Raw genomic sequence first — 13,364 nt, 5'->3', positions numbered from 1 at the left:
ATTTCGGAGTAATCATAGTTAATGATGTATCCTTAGGAGAAAGGGATAAAACATCATTGCGCTAACTCAGAAAACAAAGTCATCTTAATCGCCTTTATTTATTTCGACAAACTAAAAAAAATGTAGTTCTCGCATTAGAATAACTAATGCGAAAGTGGACGGGTGATTGCCTCGCTATTAAAGTGAATAACTATTCGATATTTTTTTATATGTCGAGTTTTATAGGGCTTCAGGATGAATTTTTATGCAAATCTCAGCTTTTACATACAGTATGCTCTGTCATTATAACTCGACATCTCTGTTAAAAAACTTATGGATAACTTTGTCATGTTAAAAATTCTAATGAAAATAATGTTTGTTTTTATCCCCGGAAACTCAAAATAAACCGATGTTTCTACCTTAATTCATTACCTTGATGACGTTGTTAACTTTACAGAGGTTAATATTACTATTGTCGTTATGGATTGCAGTAGACTTGAGTGATTTAAGCGGGGTTGGAGTATCTTACTTATAAAAGGCCTAACAAAGGATATCAGCCTTTGTTAGGTATACATAGGTTTCGTTTATACTAGCTAAAGTTAGCTTGAGCGAAGTCCCAGTTAGCTAACGCCCAAAAACCATTCAGGTAATCAGGTCTTAAGTTGCGATAATCAATGTAGTAAGCATGTTCCCATAAATCTACAGTAATTAATGGCGTAACACCTTCGTCAGTTAATGGTGTTGCAGCATTTGACGTATTGACAATAGCTAAACTGCCATCGGCATTTTTCACTAACCACGTCCAGCTAGAGCCAAAGTTATTGATTGCGCTATCAGTAAACTTCGCTTTAAATTCACTAAAAGAACCAAAGCTATTATTTATCGCAGTAAGTAAATCACCAGAAGGCTCACCGCCACCATTTGGACTTAGGCTATTCCAGTAAAAAGTATGATTCCAAATTTGTGCTGCATTATTAAAAATCCCAGCTGAAGATGTTTTAACTATTTCTTCTAAACTTTTATTTTCAAATTCAGTCCCGCCAATTAATCCGTTCAGTTTAACAACATAAGTATTGTGATGTTTTCCATAATGAAACGACAAGGTTTCTGCTGAAATGTGTGGCTCTAATGCGTTTTGCTCGTAGGGTAATGCAGGTAATTCGATAGACATTATACTCTCCTAATTGTAATTCTAATTTTATTTTTTCACCAAAAATGGGTGTGTTTTTATATAAACTTGAGTAAAATACTCAAGTATTATTTATATATTGGTATGGTAAAGGCAACTTTCAAGGCTATATATTTTAAAATCAATAGCTAAGCTATTTAGATAATAGTACTTATTCTATTATCTTGTATTGAAAAAGTTGATAATTTATTTTTTATCTCCATATGTAAGATATCTCAATGCAAAAGAACAGAATAAGTATTAATAAAGAGAGGGTACTATGGATACAATTGAGCGCATTAAAGAACAAATTAGCGAAAATACAATCTTGCTATATATGAAAGGGTCTCCTAAATTACCAAGTTGTGGTTTTTCATCACAAGCATCACAAGCGTTAATCTCTTGTGAAGAAAAATTTGCTTATGTTGATATTTTACAAAATCCTGATATTCGTGCGGAATTACCTAAATATGCAGACTGGCCAACTTTCCCACAATTATGGGTTGAAGGTGAGTTAGTAGGTGGCTGTGACATTATCATGGAAATGTTTCAACAAGGTGAGTTGCAAACTTTAGTGAAAGAAGCCGCAGCAAAAAATGCTTCAGCAGAAGATAGTTCAGCAGACGCATAATAAATAGTATATAACTAATTGATTTTGATATACCTGTTGTCACAATAAAAATACTGTCAAAATTGTATTTTTATTGTGACAAGTATTAATCTGCCACAATACTAGGTTGGTAGAGAATTAAACTTTTTTAACATAAAAAAAAATGGAGCATAAAATGAGCGTATTAGTTGGTCGTCAAGCACCTGACTTCACTGCTGCAGCAGTATTAGGTAGTGGTGAGATTGTAGATAGCTTTACACTAAGCGAAGCAATTAAAGGTAAAAAAGCGGTAGTATTTTTCTACCCTTTAGATTTTACTTTTGTTTGTCCATCAGAGTTATTAGCTTTTGATCACCGTATGGAAGAGTTCAAAAGCCGTGGCGTAGAAGTTATTGGTGTGTCAATTGATTCACAATTTTCACATAACGCATGGCGTAATACTCCAGTAAATGACGGTGGTATTGGTCCAGTACAATATACTTTAGTTGCTGATACTAAACATGAGATTTGTCAAGCTTATGACGTAGAGCATCCTGAAGCTGGTGTTGCATTCCGTGGTTCTTTCTTAATCGATGAAGAAGGCAATGTACGCCATCAAGTTATTAATGACTTGCCACTAGGTCGTGATGTTGATGAAATGTTACGTATGGTTGATGCACTACAATTCCACCAAGACCATGGCGAAGTTTGTCCTGCTGGTTGGAACAAAGGTGATAAAGGAATGACGGCTTCTCCAGAAGGCGTTGCTTCTTACCTTACTGACAATGCAGATAAGTTATAATATTGCTAACTGTTTACGTTAATCAGCAAAGTTGATTAACTAAGTTGCATAATAAAAAAACCGCGAAAGCGGTTTTTTTATATCTGAATTTTACTTTTCAGCTGTTAGGCTTCTACTTCATCCACTGCTAACGGCCAACCACCTAGTGCTCGCCACCTATTTATAATGTGACAAAATAACTCGGCAGTTTTTTCTGTGTCATATAAGGCGCTATGTGCTTCGCTATTATTAAAGTCTATTTTAGCGGCTATGCAAGCTTTCGCTAAAACCGTTTGTCCTAAAGCAAGGCCAGCAAGCGTTGTGGTATCGAAGCTGACAAAACTATGAAAAGGGCTACGTTTAATTTTACAGCGCTCAGTCGCTGCATTTAAAAAGCCTAAATCAAAAGCGGCATTATGGGCAACAATAATAGCTCGCTGACAACCAGCAGCTTTCATTTTTTTTCTCACTAACTTAAAAAGTTCTTTGAGTGCGACACTTTCGTCAACTGCACCACGTAATGGATTTGTTGGATCTATACCGGTAAACTCCAATGCTTTGGGCTCGAGGTTAGCCCCTTCAAAGGGCTCAATGTTAAATTGTATTGTTTCATCGATAGAGAAATCACCGGTGTCTTCATCTAAATGTAAAACTGAGGCTGCAAGTTCAAGTAATGCATCTGTCTGAGCATTAAAACCAGCCGTTTCTACATCAATAACAACGGGGAAATAGCCGCGAAACCTTTGAGAAAAATCGCTTTTTACAGTTTCAGAATTAGGATTGTTTTTTTGCTGGGTATCTATAGAGCTTGATTCAGACATTAGTCACTAAGTAATATAGGGTTAAATAATGCTGATTATTATCGCAGAAAGTTAATTTAAAAACGACAATGAAGATAGCTTATGAGTCATTAATTGAACTTTTTTACCCGGTAAAGCGCTTTTTTAATGATAAAATGCTAAAGTTATCTGAGTTTAGGGCGATACCCTATATATCCCATACAGGCAAAAGTGAAAAGTCCTGTTACTGCTATCGATATTGTGCAAAATTATGAAAAAAATAGTCGCCTTAATGAGTACTTATTTTCTTATTCTAACCAGTTTAACTGCTAGTTTGTTTGCTAGTGATGTAAAAGCAGGCATTCGACAATATAGCGCAGATATCCATACCTCTAATTGGCAGCTGTCTGATGACTCTCGTCTTCAATGTACTTTATCACACCAGATTCCTCGTTATGGTGAGGCACGTTTTTCAGCAAAAGCCAGTCGTAAGCTCAATATGGAGTTTGAGTTAGACATGATGTTGCTACCAGATAACTACTCGTTAGCTGAAGTGCGCAGTGTTGCACCAAAATGGCAACCTGGTGTAGGGTCTCGCACCTTAGCAAATATGAAATTACACAAACAATTTAATCCTAGTCTACCTAAAAAAGTTGCTTGGACTATGTTAAGTGAACTAGAGCAGGGTATGAGCCCTACTTTTTATTATAATGACTGGTACAGTGAACAAGACAAAATATCTGTTGGCCTATCAACCGCTCGCTTTAAAAAAGCGTATCGGGACTTTGTCGGTTGCGTAGGTAATTTACTCAATTATAGCTTTGATGACATTGCTTATACTGTACTGAACTATCAATCGAGTAGCGATAAATTCACTAAAGCATCGCAAAGACGTATTGAGATGATCCGCCAATACTTAAGTTTAGATCCAGAATTAGAACTGGTATTGATCGATGCATACTCTGATAGTTACGGTGGTCGCTGGTCTAATTTAAAACTATCAGAACGCCGAGCTGCTAAGATTAGAGACTATTTTGTGCAAAATGGCATTGAAGTGAGTCGTATAGAAGCAAAAGGTTATGGTGAGAAACGCCATATAGCTTCCAATGACACTACGTTAGGAAGAGGGAAAAACCGCAGAGTAGTCATTCAAATGCAAAAGCAATAATGGTATTTCCGATAATATCGACCTATATTGAGATGTTGTTAAAGTACTGTAAATAATACTTGCTACTATCCCAATAGAGAGTGTAAAAAATATAGCGTAAAATATTGAACAGGCCTGTAGATTCGCAGTAATCTACAGGCCTGTTTTTGTCTGAGCCCTTTTTGGGGACGACTTTTAATTTTAAGGTATAAAATGTCATGAAACATTTTTCGAAACTCTGCTTATTACTCAGCTCTTTTGCTGTGTCTGTAGCACCAGTTACATGGGCACATGAAGGTGCCACTCATCAACACGACTCTCATAAACAAGTTAATGTGTCTACATTAACCGATGCATATACTTATGCTAATTATGATCAAGTTAAAGCGACTCATGTGTATCTTGATCTTAATGTAGACTTTGATAAAAAGGCATTATCTGGTTTCGCAGAGCTGTCTTTGGATTGGTTTACCAATAAGAAAACCCCCTTAATTCTCGATACTCGCGATCTCGTTATTCACCGTGTTATGGCAAAGAACAGCCAAGATCAGTGGGTAAAGGTGAAGTACGACTTAGCTAAGCGTGATGATGTATTAGGTAGCAAGTTAACTATTGATACTCCAGTTAACGCTAAAAAAGTTCGTGTATATTATAACTCAACAGAAAAAGCGACAGGTTTACAGTGGTTATCAGCGGAACAAACCGCAGGTAAAGAAAAACCTTTTTTATTCAGCCAAAACCAAGCAATTCACGCCCGTTCATGGATACCTATTCAAGATACACCGAGTGTTCGAGTAACTTATACTGCACGTATAACGACTGATAAAGATCTATTAGCAGTAATGAGCGCGAATAATGAACCAGGAACTGAGCGTGATGGTGATTACTACTTTTCAATGCCGCAGGCTATTCCTCCTTATTTAATTGCAATTGGTGTAGGTGATCTTCAGTTTAAAGCGATGAGCCATCAAACGGGTATCTATGCTGAACCTTACATTTTAGATGCTGCGGTTGCAGAATTTGATGATACACAAGCGATGATTGATAAAGCTGAAAAAATGTATGGTAAATATCGTTGGGGTCGTTATGACTTATTGATGTTACCTCCAAGCTTCCCTTTTGGTGGTATGGAAAATCCACGTCTATCATTTATTACCCCAACGGTTGTTGCAGGTGATAAAAGTTTAGTTAACTTAATTGCTCATGAATTAGCGCATTCTTGGTCTGGAAATCTTGTTACTAACGAGAGCTGGCGTGACTTATGGTTAAATGAAGGGTTTACCAGCTATGTTGAAAACCGAATTATGGAAGCTGTTTTTGGTACTGATCGAGCCGTAATGGAACAAGCTTTGGGCGCACAAGATTTAAATGCTGAAATCGCTGAGCTTGATGCTGGTGATACTCAACTTTATATCGATTTAAAAGGCCGAGATCCAGATGATGCATTCTCAGGTGTACCTTATGTTAAAGGTCAGTTGTTTTTAATGTTTCTAGAAGATAAGTTTGGCCGTGATCGTTTTGATGCCTTTGTTTTAGAATACTTTGATAGCCATGCATTTCAAAGTTTAGGTACTGATAACTTTGTTAAATATTTAAAAGCAAATTTAACTGATAAATATCCTAATATTGTTACTGATAGTGAAATTAATGAGTGGATTTTCAATGCAGGTCTACCAAGCTATGCACCACAACCTACTTCGAATGCTTTTACAGTTATTGACAAGCAAATTAAGCAATTGGTTACTGATGAGATAACAATAGAACAATTACCTACTGCTCAGTGGACATTACATGAGTGGTTGCACTTTATTAATAACTTACCATTAGATATAGATCACCAGCGTATGGTGAGCTTAGATAAAGCTTTTGACTTAACGAATAGTAGTAATGCAGAAATTGCTCACGCTTGGTACTTGTTATCAGTTCGTGCAGGTTACAAAGAAGTTTATCCTGCGATGGCGAAATACCTAAAAAACATCGGGCGTCGTAAATTGATAGTGCCACTTTATAAAGAGCTTGCTAAAAATGCAGAAAGTAAAGCATGGGCTGTTGAAGTCTATCAACAAGCGCGTCCAGGTTACCATGGATTAGCCCAAGGTACCGTAGATGGTGTGTTGAATTAATCTATTGCTGTTAACCATCATGGTGAATATTTTAGCGTGTTTGAGTTATCTCAACTCGTGACCGTTTGAGCTTATGATGGTTATTTCATCTTAGATAAATAGAATATAAGTTGGTTGTCTAAACAGTAAATGGAGAAAGTTTAATTAAGCTCCCTTTCAAAACATGAGCTTTGATTAACAACCAGTTTAGTGAGATTCTTTCATAAAAAAGGCTCAATGTGAAAACATTGAGCCTTTTTTAGTTGTTTGTACCAAATAGTGTAAATTCTATTAAGTCAAATTGACTTCATTAAGGTTAATTTTTATTTTCAATAATTACATCAACTTGGCGTTTTTTGTTTTGCTGAGAAATAACTACCCGCATTACTTCTTCGCCCTGTTGGTATTGAAGAGTTAATCGGCCGCGTTTACGGTCTTGTGAGTAAGGCTCGCCAAATGTCTGTTGATAAAAATCGATCACTGTCATTTCGCTTGATTGGGTGAAATAGTTGATTACGGCAGGTAATTTATCAGTGAATTCAGCAAAAACTTGAGCATTTTCCAAGATTGGAATATCGATAACACCATTATTGATGACTTTACTTACAACGACTTCTTCTTCTTCTACTTCTTCAATGATGGGCTCTAAAACGACGGGGACTTCAGCTGGTTTCTCTTCAACCTCTTGTGTCGAAGAGCAGGCGCTTACCGCCACTGCTACCATGCTTAGTAATGTAAAATGCTTAACAGCTTGTTTTACTCTCATTTAAGTCACTTCCGTTCAAGTTTATGTTTTATATAATTTAAATATATACGATTTTTAACGCTAACGCGATAATCGTCTTACAAATAATCTCAAAAACAGATTGTAAGGCATTCATCCTACGGTTGAGCTCTATACCATATAAAAATTAGGTTCTATCTTTATAATGATCAACCCAGATTGCTGTAGCACCACAAATTGCAACAGGCATTACCACAAGGTTTATTATAGGAATCATAGAGAATAGAGCGACAGTAATACCAAAGCTATAACTAATTCCCTGATTTTGTTTTAACATCTGCTTCATGGTTGCAAAAGGAATTTTGTGATTATCAAATGGGTAATCTTTGTATTGTATTGCCATCATCCAAGCAATAAATAAAAACCAAATAACTTGTCCTACGACGGGTAAAAGCCACATGATAATAAAAAAGCCTATAGCACGGGGTAAGTAATAAGCGAGTTTTTGCCACTCTCTACTCAACGTTCTTGGTATATCCTTAACAATATCAACCATGCTACCTTTGGGGGCTTCATTACCTGATAAAATTGCCTCCATTTTTTCTGATAATAAACCATTAAATGGCGCTGCCAACCAATTGGCAACCGTACTAAAGATAAATGAAAAAATAACTAAAATAGTGAGAACAGCTAAAGGCCATAAAATAACACTCAACCAATCAAGCCAGCTTGGTAACCAAGACATAATGCTTTCCATGTATGTACTCAGTTCTAGATAGACAAAGTAAAAGGCAATGCTAAACAGCAGGGCATTGATTACTAAGGGAATGAATACAAATCGACGTATACCTTTTTGTTTTATTAGACTAAATCCCTTAAAGAAGTAACTAGCACCACTGTGATCAATGGGGGAAAATTTAGCTTTTTGAGGCGAATGTGACATGAGAGTAAAATATTCCTAAGTAACTGATATTCATCGCGTGAGTATAAAAGCTTCTTTCATACTTTTACAACATTAACTTGTTACAAATCTTTCTAATTTCTGATAAAGTTTTCTGTTAATATATCGCGATATAGATCGCATGAAAAACAGTAATCAAGAAAGTAAATAGGCTCAAAATGGAAGATAACTTCAGAAACGTCTTAATTATACTCAGTGCCATTGTAATTACCGCAATATTCATTCATGGCTTATGGACATTAAGAAAACAAAAAAATCCTTATAAGCTAAAAACTTCGAAAGATAAAGCCGAGCCTATTACAAGAGACTTTGACCGTAAAGGTTTTGACCAAGACGGTGTAGGACAAGTTAAAGTTAAAGTTAATGTTGAAACGGATAATTCTAACCTCGAAAGAGAGGTTGTTACTGAGCATTTTATTACTGAAGGTGTTCAATTACCTGATGATCTATCTAAGAGCCAAATAATAATAAAAAATGATGTGTTGGGAGATCTGGCAGGACAAGCGTCGAAAGCTAAAGAAGAAAAATTTGATAATAGCTTAGTTCAGAATCTAGATAGTAGCCTTGAAGATGACTGGTTTAAAGAAGAAGACCATAGCCAATTTACCAAAGATGAATTAGGTGATGCCTTGACTCCTGAGCCATCTGTTGAAAGCGTTAAGCAACAGTCGATAAAGCCCAAGCCTGCAGCTCAGGTTGAACCTTTGTATGAACAGCCTGTTACGCAAGCTAAACCGGCGCGTGCGCCAATCAAGAAAGTAAACAAAGCACCGTCAAAAGCTACATTAAAACGCGATCAAATGGAAATTGACTTTGATAATCAAATGGAAGAGGAAGCGGCTGTACCTGAAAAAACTAACACTTCATTAGAGCCACAAATCATTATTCTATCGGTCGTTATGCCAGCAAACCAGCAAATGTTTGGTGCTGCACTTTTACCGAGCCTACTGACTCTTGGTTTGAAGTATGGTGAAATGAATATTTTTCATCGACATGAAGATAATGCAGGTAAAGGTAAGGTCACCTTTAGTTTAGCTAATATAATGAACCCCGGCTCATTTGATTTAGATAGCATGGAAACTTTTGCGACCCGTGGTGTTAGTTTATTTATGACTTTGCCTAATGCAGGAGACCCGTTTTATGTGTTCGAGCAAATGCTTAATGCTGCAAAACAGCTAGCTCAAGAGTTTAATGCGCAAGTTCTTGATGACAAACGCAACGTTATGACTAAACAAACTGAGCAACACTATCTTAGTAAGATACGGGAATTTGATCGTAAAAGTCGTATTGCCCTTGTTGAGTAATTAGTTTCGGTCGCTGCAATACTTAAATGTAATAACGGGCTTAAAGCCCGTTTTTCTATTTCATCCCTATATCAACAAATGTTATGTGTCACCTTTTTATTAAAGTTAGCAAAGGTGGCCTTATGTAAATTATTAAACGTTAGTGAATTATTTATATGTCGAATATCGAAAAGCAAATTAGTCAACTACAACAACAGCTTAATCAGTATAATCATGAGTACTATGTATTAGATCAACCGAGCGTTCCTGATGCAGAATATGACCGATTAATGTCCGCACTAATCGAGTTAGAAAAAACTAATCCTGAGCTGAAAACAATTGACTCACCTAGCCAAAAAGTGGGTGGTCAGGCATTAAAGTCGTTTACCCAAGTCACTCATCAGCTACCTATGCTCTCTCTTGATAATGTTTTTTCTTTAGAAGATTTCCATGCGTTTGTGAAACGGGTAAAAGATAGATTAAATGATAATAAAACATTAGCTTTTTGTGCCGAGCCTAAATTAGATGGTTTAGCGGTGAGTCTACGTTATGAGCAAGGGCAGTTGATACAAGCAGCTACCCGTGGTGATGGTAGTGTAGGAGAAAATATAACTACCAACATTCGTACCATAAAATCAATTCCGCTTAAATTAATGGGCACACCAGGTAAAGATTTCCCTGATATCGTTGAAGTACGCGGTGAAGTCTTTATGCCTAAGGCAAGTTTTGATGCATTAAATACACTGGCAAAAAAACGTGGTGAGAAAGGTTTTGCAAACCCGCGTAATGCCGCTGCGGGCAGTTTACGACAACTTGATTCTAAAATTACTGCAAAGCGTAATTTGGCTTTTTATGCCTATAGCCTCGGATTTGTCGGAGCACTGCCTACTGATAGCGATGAAAGTCTGGACTTAACTAATGACTTTTTTGCTAACTCTCATCATGAAAGATTATGTCAGCTGAAAAGACTCGGCTTACCGATGTGTCCAGAGGTACGTTTACTTGAAAGTGAACAAGCTTGTGATGCCTTTTATCAAGACATTTTAGCTAAGCGTAGTGCGTTAAGTTATGAAATTGATGGCACGGTATTAAAGGTTGATGAAATACCTTTGCAAAAACGTTTGGGCTTTGTAGCACGAGCTCCGCGTTGGGCAATTGCTTATAAGTTCCCTGCGGAAGAAGAGTTAACCAGCGTAGAAGATGTAGAATTTCAAGTTGGCCGCACTGGCGCCATCACACCTGTAGCACGCTTGAAACCGATATTTGTTGGTGGTGTAACGGTATCGAACGCAACCCTACATAACCAAGATGAAATAACCCGTTTGGGTCTGAAAATAAATGATACTGTTGTTATACGTCGAGCTGGTGACGTGGGTGTCACCATGAGAAATACTGTTTCAAATAGAGATTCAATCTTCAATTATTGTTTAGTAGCTTAATAGGTGTCGTTCATGTCAGAAGTTAAATTAAATAAAGAGCAGCTATCAGTTATAAAGAAACTAGATAACAGTATTGAGTCAAGATCTCTTGAAGAATTTATCTCAAGTTCGGTTAATGAGTTGTCTTTAGATAACCTTCTTGTAGTCTTAAAGCTATCAAACGCTTTATATCGATCAGGTATCCCAGTTTTAAATGATGAAGCTTACGATGCATATATTACTGAGTTAGAGTCTAGAGTGCCTAATCACTCATATCTTACAACGATTGAACCTGAAGTATTAATTGATAGTAAAACAGTTCCCCTTCCTAAAAAAATGTTATCTACGGACAAAGCATATTCTTTTTCAGAAATAAAAAAATGGACAGACAGACTTGTAAAGGCAGGCACTGAAATAGGCTTAACACGTGATGCTATTGGATTAAAGGTTACCCCTAAATTAGATGGTTATGCAGCTTATGATGATGGTTCCAAGTTATATACTCGTGGTGATGGCACTAGAGGTCAGGATATAACACGAGTTTTTGATAGGGGATTGAAAGTTGGAAAAGATGCAGGACGAGGATTAGGGCCTGGAGAAATTGTCATTAATAAAAGTTATTTTAACGAAGAACTTAATGAGCAGTTTGAAAACTCCAGAAATATCCAAGCAGCTATCATCGCAGAGAAAAATGTTGATAAAAAGGTTCAAAAAGCTATCGATGATGGTGCTTGTATTTTTTATCCTTTTTCTGTTTTAGAAAAGTGGACTGGAAATATTGAAGAGCTATTAACGGACTTTGAAATCATACTTGAGAAAATGTGGGATGTAGTTGATTTTGATATCGATGGTCTAATATTGGAAACAACAAACGATGCAATTAAAGAGCATATGGGAGCAACTAGAAAGTTCCATAGATGGCAAATAGCTTTTAAAGTCAATGAGGACTCAGCTGAAGTTGAAGTGATAAATATTATACCTCAAACATCTAGAACAGGACGTATATCTCCAGTAGCTGAATTAGTTCCAACGAAATTAAGTGGAGCAATGATAAGTAGAGTAACAGCTCATCATTACAATATGGTAAAGACTAAGAAAATTGGCCCCGGAGCTATTGTTCAACTAGTGAGAAGTGGGTTAGTTATTCCAAAAATAGAGAAAGTAATTAAAGAATCTATTTCTGAAACACCCTATATTCCTAATGTATGTCCCAGTTGCGAAACACATCTTATTTGGGAATCAGATCATTTAATTTGTCCAAATAAAACAGATTGTTCAGTTCAAACAGAAAACACTTTAGTCCACTTTTTTAAAACATTAGGTAACAATGATGGTTTTGGTCCTAAAGTGATAGAAAAGCTACATGAGTCAGGAATGAAAAGAATTCATGATGTTTATAAGGGAATAGAGAATAAGTTTTTAGGTTATGGATTTGGTGAGAAAACAGCTAAAAACTTAGTTGATCAGCTTAGAGTCAGTCAATTAGTTGAAATAGAAGACTGGAGGTTTTTAGCTGCTTTTGGCGTTAGTCGTTTAGCAGGAGGAAACTGTGAAAAGCTACTTCAGCATCACTCTATAGTCGAGTTATTTGATGTTTCAGTAGATGAAATGGTTAAGATTGATGGCTTTGCAAAGCAAAGTGCAGAAGCAATTGTTGAGGGCTTAGAAAATGTAAAAGAAGAGTTTTTCAAGGTATATGGTCTTGGTTTTAATTTAGCTATAACACCAAAGCAATCTGAGCAGTCAGAAAATGACTCCTCAATGGCAGGAAAGCTTGTTGTCTTTACTGGTTCTATGACTCAAGGCTCAAGGGGTGACATGGAAAAACAGGCGAAACTACTTGGAGCTAAAGTAGGCAAGTCGGTTTCCGGTAAGACAGACTTTCTAATCACTGGAGATAAAGTCGGTGAAAATAAAATAAATGCTGCCCGAGATAAAGGGGTTAAAGTTATTTCTGAATTAGATTATTTGGACTTAATAAAAGTCTAATTATGTTGTGATAAGTTAGGCAGTTTGAGCATCCATATAGCGGCGTAATCTTGTAAAGTAGAAAATAACGTGTGACTGTGCCACCCAATTACATACAGCCTTACCACTTAACAAATGACAAATATTCTATAAAGCAGTCATTAAATTGATTATACGAAAGGGCCGCTTTGTGTAGGTTTGTAGATCATCAGTGTCATGATCTACAAACCTACACAAAGTGATCATTAGATTAGGTGATTTTGACCTATAAAATAGGTCTTCAATGTGGAACGTGAAGGTTAGTTTCTATCTCACTGTGGGGCACAAAGCAATTCTAGGTTTTTCATGGCAAATAAAAAACTTAATTAGACAAATAATGGGAATATGTTTATTCTGAGTAAAAATATTAAAGTAAACCAGATCTAGGAGTAACTTATGGTCGGTCCAAAACTAGACTAATAACCC

Annotated in this window: 10 protein-coding genes and 1 pseudogene; 7 read left to right on the top strand and 4 right to left on the bottom strand. The window is 36.4% G+C overall.

The genetic code is table 11. The features are described from left to right. Positions 1 to 568: 568 nt before the first annotated feature. Entirely contained in the window at positions 569 to 1,150 is a 582-nt protein-coding gene (locus ND2E_RS14425) for a Fe-Mn family superoxide dismutase (RefSeq protein WP_033093177.1), read from the bottom strand. Between the two features lie 277 nt (positions 1,151 to 1,427). On the opposite strand from ND2E_RS14425, the gene ND2E_RS14430 reads away from it, so the two are divergent. Both ND2E_RS14430 and ND2E_RS14435 read left to right on the top strand, forming a co-directional pair. Further along, positions 1,428 to 1,778, top strand: coding sequence for a Grx4 family monothiol glutaredoxin (locus ND2E_RS14430; protein WP_033093176.1), 351 nt, complete (start codon positions 1,428 to 1,430; stop codon positions 1,776 to 1,778). 154 nt (positions 1,779 to 1,932) lie between these two features. Next, a complete protein-coding gene (locus ND2E_RS14435; RefSeq protein WP_033093175.1) occupies positions 1,933 to 2,538 on the top strand; it encodes a peroxiredoxin in 606 nt (201 codons plus the stop codon). Positions 2,539 to 2,642: 104 nt separating this feature from the next. On the opposite strand, the gene rnt is transcribed toward ND2E_RS14435, so the two are convergent. Continuing rightward, positions 2,643 to 3,338: a ribonuclease T gene (rnt, locus tag ND2E_RS14440; protein ID WP_052056358.1), complete on the bottom strand. Its 696-nt coding sequence runs from the start codon at positions 3,336 to 3,338 to the stop codon at positions 2,643 to 2,645. 229 nt (positions 3,339 to 3,567) lie between these two features. Between rnt and ND2E_RS14445 the strand changes: the two genes are divergently transcribed. Then, positions 3,568 to 4,464 carry a flagellar protein MotY gene (locus ND2E_RS14445; RefSeq protein ID WP_223303568.1) on the top strand — a complete coding sequence of 299 codons (897 nt, stop codon included), beginning with the start codon at positions 3,568 to 3,570 and terminating at the stop codon, positions 4,462 to 4,464. A gap of 197 nt (positions 4,465 to 4,661) precedes the next feature. Next, the gene (locus tag ND2E_RS14450; RefSeq protein WP_033093174.1) at positions 4,662 to 6,566 is read left to right on the top strand and encodes a M1 family metallopeptidase; all 1,905 of its coding nucleotides are present in this window, start codon (positions 4,662 to 4,664) and stop codon (positions 6,564 to 6,566) included. 295 nt (positions 6,567 to 6,861) lie between these two features. On the opposite strand, the gene ND2E_RS14455 is transcribed toward ND2E_RS14450, so the two are convergent. Next, positions 6,862 to 7,311, bottom strand: coding sequence for a hypothetical protein (locus ND2E_RS14455; RefSeq protein ID WP_223303567.1), 450 nt, complete (start codon positions 7,309 to 7,311; stop codon positions 6,862 to 6,864). A 145-nt stretch (positions 7,312 to 7,456) separates the two neighbouring features. After that, positions 7,457 to 8,212, bottom strand: a complete 756-nt coding sequence (gene cysZ / locus ND2E_RS14460; RefSeq protein WP_033093173.1) for a sulfate transporter CysZ — start codon at positions 8,210 to 8,212, stop codon at positions 7,457 to 7,459. Positions 8,213 to 8,388: 176 nt separating this feature from the next. Here cysZ and zipA point away from each other — a divergent pair, with 176 nt between their 5' ends. The 3 genes and pseudogenes from zipA (at position 8,389) to ND2E_RS14475 (ending at position 12,920) form a co-directional block, all read left to right on the top strand. Next, entirely contained in the window at positions 8,389 to 9,534 is a 1,146-nt protein-coding gene (zipA, locus tag ND2E_RS14465) for a cell division protein ZipA (RefSeq protein WP_033093172.1), read from the top strand. A 155-nt stretch (positions 9,535 to 9,689) separates the two neighbouring features. Then, positions 9,690 to 10,886: pseudogene (ligA, locus tag ND2E_RS14470) on the top strand (NAD-dependent DNA ligase LigA); the annotation flags it as partial. A 78-nt stretch (positions 10,887 to 10,964) separates the two neighbouring features. Beyond that, on the top strand, positions 10,965 to 12,920 hold the full coding sequence (locus ND2E_RS14475; RefSeq protein ID WP_033093171.1) for a helix-hairpin-helix domain-containing protein: 1,956 nt from the start codon (positions 10,965 to 10,967) through the stop codon (positions 12,918 to 12,920). The last annotated feature ends 444 nt before the right edge of the window (positions 12,921 to 13,364 follow it).

It is taken from the genome of Colwellia psychrerythraea (assembly GCF_000764225.1).
In the GTDB taxonomy this organism is placed as follows: domain Bacteria; phylum Pseudomonadota; class Gammaproteobacteria; order Enterobacterales; family Alteromonadaceae; genus Colwellia; species Colwellia psychrerythraea_D.
Note: the sequence above shows the minus strand (reverse complement) of the source record. Positions and strands in the feature narration are given on the sequence as shown.